This window comes from Vibrio sp. LaRot3, from assembly GCF_027587025.1.
Lineage (GTDB): Bacteria > Pseudomonadota > Gammaproteobacteria > Enterobacterales > Vibrionaceae > Vibrio.
This window is the reverse complement of the sequence record NZ_JAPPTI010000005.1, coordinates 21174-37365: the sequence shown is the minus strand read 5'-3', so window position 1 is coordinate 37365 and position 16192 is coordinate 21174. Positions and strand designations below refer to the sequence as shown.

13 protein-coding genes and 3 tRNA genes are annotated in these 16192 nt (G+C 45.4%); 10 read left to right on the top strand and 6 right to left on the bottom strand.

Going from position 1 to position 16192, the window contains the following annotated elements; translation table 11 throughout:
* The first annotated feature begins 20 nt into the window (after nt 1-20).
* The 8 genes from OH461_RS12030 (at nt 21) to OH461_RS11995 (ending at nt 4340) form a co-directional block, all read left to right on the top strand.
* Nucleotides 21-105, top strand: a tRNA-Tyr gene (locus tag OH461_RS12030).
* 85 nt (nt 106-190) lie between these two features.
* Nucleotides 191-275, top strand: a tRNA-Tyr gene (locus OH461_RS12025).
* Nucleotides 276-376: 101 nt separating this feature from the next.
* Nucleotides 377-461 (top strand) — tRNA-Tyr (locus OH461_RS12020).
* 187 nt (nt 462-648) lie between these two features.
* Nucleotides 649-1398 (top strand): copper homeostasis protein CutC, encoded by a 750-nt coding sequence (locus OH461_RS12015; protein ID WP_270020864.1) that lies wholly within the window; start codon nt 649-651, stop codon nt 1396-1398.
* Nucleotides 1399-1469: 71 nt separating this feature from the next.
* On the top strand, nt 1470-2399 hold the full coding sequence (locus OH461_RS12010; protein WP_270020863.1) for a LysR family transcriptional regulator: 930 nt from the start codon (nt 1470-1472) through the stop codon (nt 2397-2399).
* Nucleotides 2400-2597: 198 nt separating this feature from the next.
* The gene (locus OH461_RS12005) at nt 2598-3104 is read left to right on the top strand and encodes a hypothetical protein (RefSeq protein ID WP_270020862.1); all 507 of its coding nucleotides are present in this window, start codon (nt 2598-2600) and stop codon (nt 3102-3104) included.
* A 46-nt stretch (nt 3105-3150) separates the two neighbouring features.
* A complete protein-coding gene (locus OH461_RS12000) occupies nt 3151-3831 on the top strand; it encodes a hypothetical protein (RefSeq protein WP_270020861.1) in 681 nt (226 codons plus the stop codon).
* An 8-nt stretch (nt 3832-3839) separates the two neighbouring features.
* Nucleotides 3840-4340, top strand: a complete 501-nt coding sequence (locus OH461_RS11995) for a hypothetical protein (protein ID WP_270020860.1) — start codon at nt 3840-3842, stop codon at nt 4338-4340.
* On the opposite strand, the gene phoU is transcribed toward OH461_RS11995, so the two are convergent.
* From phoU to OH461_RS11975, 4 genes are all read right to left on the bottom strand, one after another.
* Entirely contained in the window at nt 4337-5035 is a 699-nt protein-coding gene (phoU, locus tag OH461_RS11990) for a phosphate signaling complex protein PhoU (RefSeq protein WP_270020859.1), read from the bottom strand. The two genes, OH461_RS11995 and phoU, sit on opposite strands and share 4 nt — an antisense overlap.
* A 351-nt stretch (nt 5036-5386) precedes the next feature.
* Nucleotides 5387-6205 (bottom strand): phosphate ABC transporter ATP-binding protein PstB, encoded by an 819-nt coding sequence (pstB, locus tag OH461_RS11985; protein ID WP_270020858.1) that lies wholly within the window; start codon nt 6203-6205, stop codon nt 5387-5389.
* Nucleotides 6205-7851, bottom strand: coding sequence for a phosphate ABC transporter permease PstA (gene pstA, locus OH461_RS11980; protein ID WP_270020857.1), 1647 nt, complete (start codon nt 7849-7851; stop codon nt 6205-6207). Before pstA ends, pstB begins: the two co-directional genes overlap by 1 nt.
* Before the next feature lie 31 nt (nt 7852-7882).
* Nucleotides 7883-10069, bottom strand: coding sequence for an ABC transporter permease subunit (locus OH461_RS11975; protein WP_270020856.1), 2187 nt, complete (start codon nt 10067-10069; stop codon nt 7883-7885).
* 250 nt (nt 10070-10319) lie between these two features.
* Between OH461_RS11975 and ppk1 the strand changes: the two genes are divergently transcribed.
* Both ppk1 and ppx read left to right on the top strand, forming a co-directional pair.
* Nucleotides 10320-12413 carry a polyphosphate kinase 1 gene (gene ppk1 / locus OH461_RS11970; protein ID WP_270020855.1) on the top strand — a complete coding sequence of 698 codons (2094 nt, stop codon included), beginning with the start codon at nt 10320-10322 and terminating at the stop codon, nt 12411-12413.
* Nucleotides 12388-13890 carry an exopolyphosphatase gene (gene ppx, locus OH461_RS11965; protein WP_270020854.1) on the top strand — a complete coding sequence of 501 codons (1503 nt, stop codon included), beginning with the start codon at nt 12388-12390 and terminating at the stop codon, nt 13888-13890. Before ppk1 ends, ppx begins: the two co-directional genes overlap by 26 nt.
* A 28-nt stretch (nt 13891-13918) precedes the next feature.
* Here ppx and OH461_RS11960 read toward each other — a convergent pair whose 3' ends face one another.
* A complete protein-coding gene (locus OH461_RS11960) occupies nt 13919-14890 on the bottom strand; it encodes a PstS family phosphate ABC transporter substrate-binding protein (RefSeq protein WP_270020853.1) in 972 nt (323 codons plus the stop codon).
* Complete coding sequence (gene phoR / locus OH461_RS11955) at nt 14890-16185, bottom strand: phosphate regulon sensor histidine kinase PhoR (RefSeq protein WP_270020852.1); 1296 nt, start codon at nt 16183-16185, stop codon at nt 14890-14892. Before phoR ends, OH461_RS11960 begins: the two co-directional genes overlap by 1 nt.
* Between the last annotated feature and the right edge of the window lie 7 nt (nt 16186-16192).

Sequence of the window (16192 nt, the reverse complement as noted above, 5' to 3'; positions counted from 1 at the left end):
CTTAAGTATAAAAATACCCTGGAGGGGTTCCCGAGTGGCCAAAGGGAGCAGACTGTAAATCTGCCGGCACTGCCTTCGATGGTTCGAATCCGTCCCCCTCCACCATATTTCTTCTTATGTTTTTCCTTTGAACATGAGAGCAACTTGATTGATGTGTTGGGAAATCATCTTTTAAGTATAAAAACACCCTGGAGGGGTTCCCGAGTGGCCAAAGGGACCTGACTGTAAATCAGATGGCACTGCCTTCGATGGTTCGAATCCGTCCCCCTCCACCATATTTATTCTTATGTTTTTCCTTTAAACATGAGAACAACTTGATTGATGTGTTGGGAAATCATCTTTTAAGCTATTCCGTAAAAAGAATAGAAAACACCCTGGAGGGGTTCCCGAGTGGCCAAAGGGACCTGACTGTAAATCAGATGGCACTGCCTTCGATGGTTCGAATCCGTCCCCCTCCACCATATTCTTTCTGTGAAAGACGAAAGCCAGCTCATCGAGCTGGCTTTTTTGCATCTGAAAGTCACTCAATCCTCTCCTTTCCTATAATTTTTCAACCCAAATTGCGGAAATCAAAGCACTAAACTTTACCTCTATCCTATTAAGCAATTCCCGTTAAAATAGCCTGAGTTTATTCAATGAGTATTTGCTATGACTTACCACGTCGAAGTCTGTATTGATCACTTAGAATCTCTTCACCAAGCCATTGCTGGTGGTGCAACTCGTATCGAACTCTGTTCATCTTTAGCCATAGGTGGACTAACGCCAAGTTTTGGTTTCATGCAACAAGCAGGAAAGCTTTCTAGTGTGCCTGTTTACGCCATGATTCGACCTCGCCAAGGTGATTTCATCTTTGACGCCCAAGATATTGATGCCATGCTGCTTGATATTGAAGCTGCCGCGCAAGCTGGCCTACAAGGGGTGGTGATTGGAGTACTCTCACCTCAAGGTGATATTGACCTAGAGCAAGCTAAGCTGTTGGTCGAGAAAGCACATAGCCTTAATTTAGGAGTGACCTTCCATCGCGCGATAGATCAAAGCCAAGACTTTCGTCAAGCGATTGAAACCGTTGTAGAACTGGGCTGCGAACGCATTCTGACATCAGGATTAGCGGCCAATGTAGAACAAGGAATTGAAGTGCTAAAAGAGATGGTCGAACTGGCCGACGATCGCGTCGCGATTATGGCAGGCGCAGGTCTAACCGCGAGCAATGTCGCACACATTTGCCAGTATACAGGGGTAAAGCAGGTGCATTTATCAGGTAAATCCACTCGACCAAGCTTAATGCAACACGCCAGTGATAAGGTAAAAATGGGCAATGATGATATCGACGATTACATTGTTCCAATTACCGACAGCAACAAAATTTCATCGGTAGTGAAAGAACTGCAACAAAGCTAACCGATTGTAGATTCGACATTTCATCCTCCTACGACTAATGCTAGCATGCTGCAAAAGCCTAGGAGGATGAGATGAACAAGGATCTTTTTTACAGTTTAGATTTGAATCTATTACGCACGTTTCTCGTTCTGTCTCAAGAGCTCAATATGCGTAAAGCCTCCAGCAGACTTTACGTCTCTCAACCTGCCATTAGCCAAGCACTACAAAAACTTCGCCATCACTTTAATGATGAGCTTTTTGTAAAAGTTCACGGCGGACTAGAAGCAACACCTTTTTCTAAAAACTTAGCGGATTCTATTACCCCTCACTTAGACGGTTTAGCTGCAACGTTGAACCAGTCAGAAGAGTTTGATCCATTAAAATTGGAGCAATCATTAAAGATCGCTGTATCACCCATCGTATTGAGCTGCTTATCTGGCACTTTGTATCAAAAACTCAGCCAGATCGCGCCTAATTGCAGCGTAGAGCTACTAGGTTGGAACAAGAGCACATTCGATGATATCCAAAATGGAGAGATACTATTTGGCATTAACTACGACTGTGAATGCCCAAAACACGTCTATTCCAAGCAAATTATCGAGCTAACGTCACAAGTCATTGTTAGAAAAGATCACCCGGTCAATCAGAAGCAAGTCTGCGCACAAGACATGGCGGGATTTGCCATTGCTTCTATCATTACACCCGGCTGGAATGAGGATTTCAGTCTTGCTGCTGAAGTTATGAAACGTGAAGGCATTGAGGCAAAAGTGAAATTCCGCTCTGAGTTTGCTATGGCTGCGGTTGATGTGATTTTACATACTGATTTATTCATGCCGCACTCAAACCTTTTTCCCATAACACAATACCCTCAACTTCGAGCAATGGAAGCTAGAGTTAATGGTCGACCATTCCACTATCCTGTTCAGGCCTATTACCACAGTAAATATCGTAATAATCCTTTAGTAACTTGGCTATACAACCAAATCCAAGCCGTATTACGTGAGCAAACATCTAATAACTAGCGCTTATCAGACTCATCATAAACAGCAATTAGAGTTAATTTTTATTATCAATATTATAAGCCCTGTTCCCACTGATTCGTTAAGGACGACGACTTAGGATTTGCTGCTCGGCCACTATTGAGATGCCTTTATCGATTGTCAGCATAGTTCCAATATTAAGGACACCCAGTGATAAAATTCTGACACTAGGTATTGATCATGAAAAAAACACTTATTGCCGCAACTTTGCTTGGCTCATTGGTAATGACGGGCTGCTCTTCTTCTGATAAAGCCAATAACGTAAATACAGATGCAACACCAGATAGACTACCGCCAGTTTGGAGTGGTCCAGTTATTCCTGAAGCCGACCTCCCTATTGAAGGCGAAGACCCAAACTTTGGAATTCCTGCTGCACCAGTTCAACCTCCAATCATAGATGAGGAAAACACACCTGACAGACTACCTCCAACTTGGGGCGGTGTTGACCAAGAGGTAGACCCAGACTTTGGCTTACCAACCGATATGGTTCCAGAACGCCCGCAACCTGATATGGGAGAAGACATGCCCACTTGGGGTGGAGAATGCGGCTCTCCTGATGATGGAGCGAATTGTGGCCCTTTACCACCGAAGCCTCCAGTAGATCCATCTGAGATTCCGGCTATTAATGCTGAGCAAATCAACAAACAATCCATTCGCGATGCAGTTCGTCAACGCCTAAACAAGTAACCGACAACGCCCCTGAAAGATCAGGGGCAATTTCTGGACTCTTCTCATGAACAAGCTTTCGATAGTATCGATAGCTGCTATCAGTTTGGCGAGCTTGCCAACTCAAGCGGCTATCAACTTCTCTATTGAAAAGGATTTTGCAGAACTTGGCCTAACCGCCCCACTTAACGACAACAGCTATCTCTTTGTTGGCGCTGACACCGATGACTGGCTAGGAGTGGGCATTGGCTACAAACTACAAGCTAGCCCCTTTTTGCACTTCAATTTTTATTACGAGTACGGCCTCTATGATGACTGGCTGATGAAAGAAATAGCCGATATCGATGGTGTTAAAACTAAAAGCCACAAAGCGGAGATGTCGGTAAACCGATTTTGGCACAAACATTCTGTTAAGGCAGGGGTTACCGCTGAAGCCGTGCGCAATGGCTTTTCTTGGTTAACGGTGGACGATGCGAACAAATACTCTGCGTATTTGGGTATCGCTCGCTACTTCGAGCATGTTTATCTATCTGGTCGCTATGAACATCACTACGCTACTGATCAGTCTGACATGGTGGATTTTAACCAAGGACACGCCAATGAATGGGAAGTATCTATCGGCACAATGAAACCGATTTTTAACTTCTACCCATATGCAAAAGTGAGCTTGCTTGACCCGAATGGTACTTACTATGGAATGAATAACTCCAACGTAACATGGACCATTGGCGGGGCATTTTCTTTCTGAGGTAAACAATGAAAAAGACACTACTATTTTTCGGCCTATTGATGGGAAGTAGCACGGCATTGGCCAATATTCATATTTCTCCCGAGGTTAGACTTGGGCCTTACTTTGGTTCAGGTATTTCAGGAGGAGGATTACAGTTGGGATTGACTGACATACTTGGTACAGATGCGCTCTATTTAAGCCACAGCCACCTATCCGCTGAATTTATAACCGACAAAGATCGGATCAAAACCTATCGCTTAGGTGCACAATACGATTTCTCAACAGTGCCTAGTCTAGGTTTTCAAGTTGAGCTAGGGATGTTGGAATATGAAGGTTCTCGAACTATTTTAAATACCCAAACACGTTCTGGAACTGGGATTAGTTCCGCGTTTGCTTGGGTGTATAACGTTAACTCAAATCTAGGTGTTCGAGCTGGTATGGACATCAATTACATAGACAAGAGCAAGAGCTTTTTGAGCAGTGACTTATCGGCCACTTTTAATGCTGGGGTTATTCTACATTTTTAACGCAATGCATCATCAATGCTTTGCTCACCAAGGTGACGAATATCTTTGCCTTTGACAAAGTAGATGATGTATTCACAAATGTTCTGGCAGCGGTCACCAACACGTTCGATCGCACGCGCAGACCACATCACTTGCAGGATATTAGGAATATTCTTTGGGTCTTCCATCATATAAGTCATTAATTGACGAATAACCGCTTCATATTCTGCATCTAGCTTGTCATCAAGCTTATAAACTTCCGCAGCCGCATCAACATCCATACGCGCATAGGCATCAAGAACTTGGTGCAACATATTGACCGCTTGGCGACACAGCGGCTCTAACGAAACTTGGAATCGACGCTCTTTAGACGACGGGCTTTCTATCGCTACCTCAGCAATCTTGGTCGCGACATCACCGATACGCTCTAAATCCGTAATGGTTTTGATGATGGCCATAATCAAGCGCAAGTCTTTTGCGGTTGGTTGGCGCTTGGCAATAATTCGAGTACACGCTTCGTCAATGGAGACTTCCATTGCATTCACTTTGTGATCATCACGCACCACTTTTCTCGCGAGCTCAACATCCTCTTTATGTAATGCCTGCATGGCAAAAGAGAGCTGCTGTTCGACTAAACCACCCATAGTTAAAACGTGGGTACGAATCGATTCTAGCTCGACGTTAAATTGACCTGAAATGTGGCGACCGAAGTTCATGGAATGGGTGTTGCTCCTTTGAATTAATTGATTTTATAGGCTTAAAGACTCTTCCCCTTACTCTTATCAGCATAGCTCGCCTATGTGAATAGGGGGAATTTACGCAGATAACCAAGTTACAGTGCTAAATATGACGCGTTATTTGCTCTAAATAGTTCGTGCTTGTAACAAGGCATCCAATCAGCAGATAACGAAGTTACAACACCAAATATTACGCCCTGCTTGCTCTAAATAGTTGGTGCTTGTAACAAGGCATCCAGTCAATTCAGCCCCATGAGCATAGCTTGTCTATGTGATTGGGGGGAATTTACGCAGATAACGGAGTTACAACGCCAAATATGACGAGCAAATTTAACCGTACCTACCAGTAATGTAGTCTTCCGTCTGCTTTTTCAATGGCGAAGTAAAAATAGAATCCGTATCTGAGTACTCGATCAATTTCCCCATATGAATAAACGCTGTGTGATCACTGACTCGCGCCGCTTGTTGCATGTTATGCGTTACGATGACAACGGTGTACTTAGTCTTCAGCTCGTTGATCAGTTCTTCGATGGTTAAAGTCGAGATTGGATCTAGCGCTGATGTTGGCTCATCGAGCAAAAGGACTTCTGGTTCTATGGCGATTGCACGTGCGATAACCAAGCGCTGCTGCTGACCACCTGATAGACCGAAAGCATTCTCGTGCAAGCGATCTTTTACTTCATCCCACAATGCGGCGGCGCGTAATGAACGCTCCACTGCATCATCTAATAGGCGGCTATTTTTAATGCCTTGTAAACGCAGGCCATACACCACATTCTCATAAATGGATTTAGGGAATGGGTTAGGACGTTGGAAAACCATCCCGACTCGACGACGTAGCGTTGCTACATCGACATCGGGTTGATAGACGTTTTTGCCATGCAGTTTTACCTTACCGGTGACCTGACACCCTTCAACCAGATCGTTCATGCGATTAATACAGCGCAGAAGCGTCGATTTACCACAGCCTGATGGGCCGATAAAAGCTGTCACTTGCCCTTTCGGAATGCGCATCGAAATATCGCTTAAAGCCTGCGTGTTTTGATAGAACAGGTTCAGCCCCTCAATGGCGATTGCAGTCTGCTCATCGCTGAGGTTGTTTACGTCGAGTGGCGCTTGGTAACCCAAGGCTTGATTAACTGAAAACATTAGTCCTGTCCTAAAGTTCGATATTTTTCGCGCAAGTTGTTTCGAATGCTAATGGCGGTTAAGTTAAGGCCAACAATCACGGTTACTAACAAAAATGAAGTGGCGTAAACCAACGGCCTTGCACTTTCAATATTAGTGGTTTGGAAGCCGACATCATAGATATGGAAGCCTAAATGCATGAACTTACGTTCTAAATGCAAGAATGGGAACTGACTATCCACTGGAAGGCTAGAAGCCAGTTTCACCGCACCCACCAGCATTAGAGGGGCAACCTCACCTGCGGCTCGCGCAACCGCGAGGATCAAACCGGTGATAATCGCTGGGCTTGCCATTGGCAACACAATGCGCCACATGGTTTCAAATTGCGTTGCCCCCAGCGCCAAAGATCCATGACGCACAGAGCTTGGAATTCGAGTTAAACCCTCTTCGGTTGCCACTATCACAACCGGCAAGGTTAATACCGCAAGGGTTAACGCCGACCATAGTAGCCCCGGCGTCCCGAACGTTGGTGCGGGTAACTGGTCTGCATAAAACAGTGAGTCAATTGAGCCACCAAGGGTATAAACAAAAAAGCCCAAACCAAATACACCGTAAACAATCGACGGAACACCGGCTAGGTTAATCACCGCTACTCGAATGATACGAGTAAAAGCATTGTTCTTGGCGTATTCATGTAAGTAGATAGCGGCGATTACGCCCAATGGCATAACAATCACCGACATGATGAGTACCAACAGCACCGTGCCGAACATGGCCGGAAATACGCCCCCCTCAGAGTTGGACTCGCGAGGATCTTCGGAGAGGAACTTCCACGCTTGTTTCGCCCAATGTGCCACCTTCTCTACTGGTGACATATGATTTGGATACCAAATATCCAGCATGCGACTAAGTGGGATCAGCACTTGCTGCCCTGTCATATCCTGAACAATCAAACCTTGATTCATCAGACGACTACGCAGCTTATCAAGCTTCGCTTCCGACTCAATCGACTGTTTGCTCAATCGCTTTGACTGAGCTTCAAATTTGGCTAAGAAGGCATCATCTAACTCGTCGTTTAACTCACGCTTACGCTTTTCACGGCGCAGTTGATTGACTTGCGAGTTTATCTCTCGCAGTTCATTGCGGATGATGCTCTCAACCTGCTCTCTTACCTGATTGCTATAGGCAAGCCCTTTAGTCAGCTCTGGCTGAAAGTCTTTAACTAGTGAGCCATCGGCATTTTGGTAAGCGATAGGCAGGCCATAAAAATCACCACTGCGCGTGCGTTCCACTACCGCCCAACCTTGCGGTTTAGAGCGCTGTAACAGATCTATTTCCAGAATCGAAACAAAGTCAGCCGGGTACAAATCACGGTTCGCGACTTTAATGCTAATCCGCTTAACCAATCCCTTTTCTTCAACCTGCGCTGGCAGGTCTATATCCATTTCTCGCAAGTGGCTGATCGGCACATATTCTTCAGCATAGAGCTGGCCAATTAACGTTTCACCTTGCTCGGTTTGCCATTGGTATAACGGTGCAGGCCAAAAATAAGACAGCCCTTTCCAACCAATAAGCAGCAGCAAGCCGAGCACCGAAAGCAAACTAATGCTCACTGCTCCGCCTGTTAACCAAATCCAAGGTGCACCAGATTTAAGCCACTTAAACACTTAAAGCCAACCTTTTCCGATATTCAAACCACTACAATGCACGATACTTTTCTCTTAATCGTTGCCTTACCCATTCCGCTAACGAGTTCACCGCGAACGTGAACACCAACAAAAGCAAAGCGGCTAAAAATAGAATGCGATAGTGGGAGCTGCCCACTTCTGACTCTGGCATCTCAACTGCGATGGTAGCCGATAATGTGCGCATTCCCTCAAGAATATTCCAATCCATAATGGGTGTGTTACCTGTTGCCATCAGCACTATCATGGTCTCACCTACAGCACGACCTAACCCCATCATAATTGCTGAGAATATTCCCGGGCTTGCGGTCAGTAATACCACATAAATCAAGGTCTGCCATGGAGTCGCGCCTAACGCTAGCGAACCATCAGACAGATGCTTAGGCACAGAGAATATTGCGTCTTCAGCAATGGTAAAGATGGTAGGGATCACCGCAAAGCCCATAGCAAAGCCCACCACCAACGCATTACGTTGGTCAAAATCAATACCATGCTGCGCCAAGAACACACGCACATCACCATTAAATAGCCAACTTTCGATATTACCGCTTTGATTTAACAGCACAGCCGTTACGACCACTAGCGCAGGCATTAAGATGGCAGCATGCCAACCATTCGGCAATCGGCGAGTAATGCTTTCTGGAATCAAGTGCCAAAGACCACCAATCAATACCGTTGATAGCGGCAAAAACACAATCAATGCACAGACGGCGGCAAGATGTGTTTCAACAATTGGAGCAAACCATAAGCCAGCTAAGAAACCGATAATCACCGTCGGTAACGCTTCCATTAGCTCAATCGATGGCTTCACAATCCGACGCATCTTCGGCGTCATGAAGTAAGCGGTATAAATTGCCCCAAGTACCGCAACAGGGATAGCAAATAACATCGCAAAAGCCGCCGCTTTCAAGGTACCAAATGCGATCGGAATCAGGCTGAATTTTGCTTCAAATTCATCACTTGCTGACGTACTTTGCCAAACAAACTCTGGCTCAGGATAACTCTCGTACCATACCTTCTGCCACAAAGAAGAGAGCGATATTTCAGGGAATGGATTATCTATATGTGCCACGCTCAAATTGTTTCCCGACAGCGCCAATAGATATTGTTCATTATTAGACATTGCCGCCAATTGAGGCGCTTTTTGATAGGCGCGGTTGAACATCACCAACTTTTCACTGGTGGTGTAATGGCTTTGCACTGTGCCATTAATATAAAAACTGTAGAACCCTTTGCGGTAAGTATCTGGCAGCAAGAATTGCAGCTCAGAGGCCAACTTAAATTCGCGAATATGCGTTAAGTTACGCTCGCCATCTTTGAGTACATCAAACCACTGTGAGACCAAGCCATCATTATGCGTCACTAGCAAAGAATAAGCGCCAGACAAGAGATCAATATGACTCACTGCATGTTTCGCTTTACCTTGGCTGAGATCGACAATCTCTCGCACCACAAACTGATCCGCTTGCTTCTCTGCAATCACCAACTCTGAGCTACTGCGGAGGTATAAAGTTCGACCATTAGGCGTGAGCAACAACTGTTCAAGCTGCATAAAAGGCGACTTGAATACAAAACTATGGATGACACTCTCTTCATCTTGCCAGCGAACTCGAACGCGACCATCGTTGTAATAACCCGCCAACGTCGCGCCATCATCCACTGCTATGCTGAATTGATTTAGAGTTACATTGGGGTAAATAAGACTGATTGAAGATGACCAACGCTCAACATCAGGGCTGAACAATCGACCGTCATCTTTCACAACGCTGGTCATTTCAGGGCGGAATAATGCGACGTCACCACGGGCAGAGGCGAAGGCGTACCAACCAACCGCGCTCGGTGTCCGAGCAAATAAAGAATAATCTTGGCCAAAGTAAACGGAAAGTTTTGGCGTACTGGCATGAGTTAATAGTGGCCAAAAATCCACTTGGCCTTGCTGTGAAACCACAAAGGCATGTTCACCATAATCATCAATACCCGCTGCGACTGCATTGTCAGTGGAGATGGTTTGATTGGCGACATTAGGGGTGAGTTTCGCATCAGAGAAAAGCGGCAAAACCATGAAAGCAAGGTAGACAAAGATCAATACCAGCGCAGCTAAAACGCCCACACCGCCAGTAGATACCGCTAGCCGAACCAAACGATCTTTTACCAATCGCTTACGGTCTCTTTCTCTCAATGAAAATTCGGCCTTTGCCATCTTATCTCACTACCTGTGGGTCAAAGACCCTATTAATGCCCGAGGATATAATATTTCTCTTAGATGACAATTATATTACAGATACAAATAAACATCTGAAAATAATGAATTATCTTTGCCGCAAGATCTTGGCTAGATCTCTAATTAATTACTTAATTTGCTTCAAATTTGTGCAATAAAAGCGTCACACATATGCCTTAGTTTTCTTTCTCTTGTCTATGCTTGAAATATAAGCGAAAGGAACTAAAGGATGAGTTCAGAAAAACTATACATAGAAAAAGAGCTAAGTTGGCTGTCGTTCAATGAGCGGGTATTACAAGAAGCCGCAGATAAAACCGTCCCTCTGATTGAGCGAGTGCGGTTTTTAGGCATTTTTTCCAACAACCTTGATGAGTTTTACAAGGTACGTTTTGCCGATGTAAAGCGCCGAATTTTAATTAGCCAAGAGCGTGGAGGAAGCAGTAACTCCAAGCATCTTCTGTCAAAGATGCAATCCAAGGCATTAAAGCTCAACGAAAGGTTTGATGAACTCTATCAAGAACTTATCCGAGAAATGGCAAGACGCCATATCTTTCTCGTCAATGAACATCAATTAAACGAATTCCAACAGAAGTGGATTCAAAAGTACTTTCGCCGCCAAGTTTTACCCCACATGACGCCGATGCTGCTCAATGATGAAATTGACCTTTTGCAGTTTCTTAAAGATGAATACGCTTACATAGTGGTTGAGCTAAAACAGGCAGAAAGCACTCGCTATGCTTTGCTGGAAATTCCAACCGATCACTTGCCACGCTTTGTCATGGTGCCAGAGCAAAAAGGCAAACGACGTAAAACCATCATCTTACTCGATAACATCATTCGCTATTGTTTGGACGAGTTGTTTCGTGGCTTTTTTGATTACGATGACATCGCTGGTTTTGCGATGAAGATGACCCGAGATGCAGAATACGATCTAAGCCATGAGGTAGAGCACAGCCTGTTAGAGCAGATGTCAGAAGGCGTAAGCCAGCGCTTAACCGCCATGCCTGTGCGTTTTGTCTATGAACGAGACATGCCCGAGAGTATGCTGCATTTTTTGTGTGAAAAGCTCAAAATCTCCAATTACGACAACCTGATACCCGGCGGTCGTTACCACAATTTTAAAGACTTTATTGGCTTTCCTAACGTTGGACGAGACTACTTAGAACATCGCCCACTGCCACCCATGCGTTGTTCAGATTTCGATGGTTTTGACAACAATTTCGACGCAATTCGCAACAAAGACATCTTACTTTACTACCCTTACCATACCTTCGAACATGTCACCGAGTTGGTGCGCCAAGCCTCCTTTGACCCCAAAGTGCTTAGCATCAAAATCAACGTGTATCGCGTCGCGAAAGATTCCCGTTTGATGAACTCACTGATTGATGCCGTCCATAACGGTAAGCAAGTGACGGTGGTGGTCGAATTACAAGCGCGGTTTGATGAAGAGGCCAACATTGAATGGGCGCGGATACTCACTGAAGCAGGCGTACACGTTGTCTTTGGTACGCCGGGGTTAAAGATACACTCAAAACTACTGCTAATTAGCCGACGAGAAAACGAAGAGATTGTTCGCTATGCCCATATCGGCACGGGCAACTTCCATGAGAAAACCGCCCGTATCTATACCGACTTTTCGATGCTGACTGCCGATCCCGAAATCACTAATGAAGTTCGGAATGTATTTGGTTATATCGAGAACCCTTATCGTCCGGTCAAGTTTGATCACCTGATAGTATCGCCACGAAATTCTCGTAAACAACTCTATCGCTTAATCGACGCTGAGATTGCCAATGCAAAAGCGGGGAAGCGAGCTGAAATCACCCTTAAGGTGAACAACTTAGTTGATAAGGGACTGATCAACAAACTTTATGGTGCGAGCGCTTCAGGCGTGGTGATAAAGATGATTATCCGCGGAATGTGTGCGCTAGTCCCGGGCGTGGAAGGCGTCAGCGAGAACATTAAAATCATCAGTATTGTTGACCGTTTTTTAGAACACCCTCGCGTATTGATTACCCATAACGACGGCGATCGACAAGTGTATATTTCATCCGCAGATTGGATGACGAGAAATATCGACCATCGTATTGAAGTTGCGACCCCCGTCCGTGATCCGGTGTTAAAACAGCGTATTATAGATATAGTGAATATTCACTTTACTGATACGGTTAAAGCGAGATGGATAGACAAAGAGATGAGTAATCGCTATGTCGCACGAGGTAACCGGCGCAAAGTGCGTTCTCAGTTGGCTATCTATGACTATTTAAAAAACGTAGAAAAGCGGAGCAAAAAGAAAAATGACTCAAACTCCGGAAGTTCGTAATGTTGCAGCCATCGACCTTGGCTCAAACAGTTTTCATATGGTGGTGGCGAAAGTCGTCGACCAAGACTTGCAACTCGTCAGTCGTCATAAACAAAGAGTCCGCCTAGCGGAGGGGTTAGACGCACAAAACAATCTTGATAATGCCTCTATAGAAAGGGGATTAGAATGTTTAGCGTTGTTTGCAGAGCGCTTAAAAGGGTTTCACCCTAGCAATGTGCGTATCGCAGCGACCCACACTCTAAGGCTAGCGAATAACGCCCACATCTTTTTACAACGCGCCCGTGAAGTGCTCCCTTTCCCGATAGAAATCATTCCTGGCGTCGAAGAAGCTCGCCTCATCTATCAAGGCGTATCTCATACTCAGCCACAAACTGACTCAAAATTGATTGTCGATATTGGCGGAGGAAGTACCGAAATTATCTTTGGTACTGGATTTGAGCCAAACTTGGTCAACAGTAAGCGCATGGGGTGTGTCAGCTTTACTAAACAGTATTTCGCCAACGGCAAGCTATCCAATCGTAATTTCAATAATGCGGTGCTCGCCGCCGAGCAAAAACTTGAATCATTAGCGCACCAATACCGCAAAAAAGGTTGGTCAATAGCCTTTGGCTCATCTGGCACGGTAAAAGCCATTCGCGAAGTCTTGATCGCCCAAGGCTACACAGATGGCATCATCAATACCAAGCGGCTACTCAAACTGATTGATCAGCTGTGCCAATGGGACAAGATTGATGACATCAAACTAGAAGGTCTTGCCGAAGAGCGCAAACCGGTGTTTGCTGCCGGTGTCGCGATTATGTATGCCCTATTCCTTGATCTCAAAATCCGAGAGCTTCATTACTCAGAAGGCGCATTGCGTGAAGGTTTATTGTATGAGATGGAAGAGCGCTTTAAGCGCAGCGACATTCGAATGCGGACTACCGAGAATTTAGCCAAGAAGCATCTGGTTGATTTAGAACACGCGGCACGTGTCAAAGGCCAAGCTGGGGAATTCTTACAGCAAGTTCATCAAAAACTCGACATTGAAGAACACTCAGAGCTGTTTGATTTACTAGAATGGAGTGCTCTGCTGCATGAAGTTGGTCTGAGTATTAGCTTACGAGCCTTTCACCGTCACTCTGGCTATATTCTTCGCCATACCAGTATGCCGGGGTTCAACTTAGAGCAGCAACGAATTATCTCGACCTTGGCTCGCTTTCAGCGAAAATCGCTCAAACTGGAAGAACTCGAAGAGTTTGCTCTGTATAAGAAAAAACACATTCTCGGCCTGATTAAGGTATTACGTTTGGCTATTTTGGTTAATGGCCAGCGTAGCGAAGACCCACTTCCGCCACTGCATCTTAAGATTAAAGATGGTAAGTGGGTACTTACTTGTGACGAGGTAAACTGGCTTGAAAACAATAAGCTATTGCTCGCAGATCTCATTACCGAGCAAGCGTATTGGAAGAAAGCGGAATGGGAATTGAGCTTTAAATAATCAGGCTAAACGGTTTAAAAAGTCGGTATCAATCAACATTGATACCGACTTTTTTTAACTCTTGTGCGGCGATTTCAGGAGAAATAGAGACATAGCCATCTTTTTCCACCAGCTGTTGCCCTTGCTTAGAATAGATAAAACTCACAAACTCACGCTCGATTGGTGAAAGCGGTTTGCTCGGATGTTTATTCAAATAAACATAGAGGTAGCGTGATAGTGGGTACTCACCAGAAAGGATATTTTCACGGGTCGCATCCACATAGTGATCACCTTGCTTAGCAATAGGTAAACGCTTCACACCTGATACTTTGTAGCCAACACCAGAATAGCCAATGGTATTGATGGCAGACGCCACAGACTGAACAACCGATGCCGAGCCCGGCTGCTCATTGACACTACTTCGAAAATCACCGCCACATAAGGCATTCTTTTTAAAGTAACCATACGTACCTGACACTGAGTTGCGACCAAACATCTGAATCGAGCGTTGCGCCCATTGATAATCTAACCCCAGAGATGACCAAGTCGTAATGATGCCATCCCCACCACAACGTAAAGTGGCAGAATAAATGCTATCAAGCTGCTGGAAGTTCAAACCCTCGACAGGGTTATCTCGGTGGACAAAGATTCCAATTGCATCTATCGCAACACGAAGAGCCGTCGGTTTGTAACCATGTTCGCGCTCAAACGCTTCGATTTCGCGGTTACGCATTGGACGACTCATAGGGCCAAACTGCGCAGTACGCTCAGTTAATGCAGGCGGTGCAGTGGATGAACCTGAGGCTTGGACTTGTCCATTCACGCTTGGATAAAGCTGCTTAAACTCCTCTACCCAAAGTGTTGTCATGCCGGCTAATGTGTCAGAGCCAACACTGGTTAACACACCACTAATTCCCGGCACTTTTTGATAATCTTGCAGCGCTTCAGCTCTCACCGATATAGAGCCCGCACCCAAAACTAACGCGAAAATAACCTTAGCCTTAACCATCGTTCGCTTCATTATCTCACCACCAAACGCGTTGGGAGAATGAATGAAAACTTACTGCCGACACCTACTTCACTAGAGATCTCTAAATGCGAATCATGGTGAGTTAGCGCATGCTTTACAATCGCTAGCCCTAGCCCACTGCCGCCAGTATCACGAGAGCGAGCTTTATCAACGCGGTAGAAGCGTTCAGTTAAGCGGTGTAAGTGTTGCGGTTCAATCCCATCACCACTGTCTTGCACTTCTAAGCAAGCACCTTGGCCCGAATTAAACCAACGCACATGAATATCAGCGCCTTCCGGAGTGTACTTCACGGCGTTATACACCAAGTTAGAGATGGCACTACGTAGTTGATCTTCATCCGCAAGTACGCGCAGTTTTTCATCCACGCTGAAGGTTAAATTGTGCTTTCCACCACTTAAACTTGCCGCTTCTTTCTCTAACACTTCCAGCATGGCAGGCACGTTAACCACTTCATCAAGTTCATGCATTGGCGCGGCTTCAATCTTAGATAGAGTCAGCAATTGATTAACCAAGCTGTTCATACGGTTGAGCTGCTCAGTCATCACACCATGAGCTTTTGGCCACATAGGGCCAACGACCATGTCTGGGTCTTCGGTCATCTCTAGATAACCTTGCAGTACTGTCATTGGAGTGCGCAGTTCATGCGAGACATTGGCAAAGAAGTTGCGACGCATCCCCTCTAACTGTTTTAGTTGAGTGACGTCACGAACCACCATTAAGTGCTCGCCTTCGGTATAAGGCACGATACGCAGTTCCAGCATACGTTCAACATTGAGTGGCGAGCGCATCTCTAGAGGCTCATCAAAATTCTGTTTGTTGAGGTATTTAATGAAATCCGGAGTACGAATAAGGTTAGAGACTGGCTGACCAGAATCATCAGGCCAACGAAAGCCCAATAGGTGTTGTGCAAGTTTGTTGCACCAAACAATATTGCCTTCGCTACGAAAGACCACAACGGCATCGGGTAAAGATTCTGCACCATTGCGGAAACGACGAATCAAGTTGGTCAATTCTTTGCGCTTTTTACGTTGGCGCTGTTGCAGGCGATAGATTCCGTTAAACAGATGTTCCCAGTTACCTGTGCCAGATGGCGGCGTTAAGCGCTTTTCATCCCACAACCACGCAGACAGGCGCATTTGATTGTGTAGGTGCCACACAAGCTGTAAAGCCGTGGCTATCAACAATAGCCACGGCATGTATCCGAATATCCATCCAACGATCACCCAAGGGGTGTAGAAAAAAGCCAGTTCCCAAACCAGCTTTTTCCACGTTAACCTTTCGACCACTTAATTC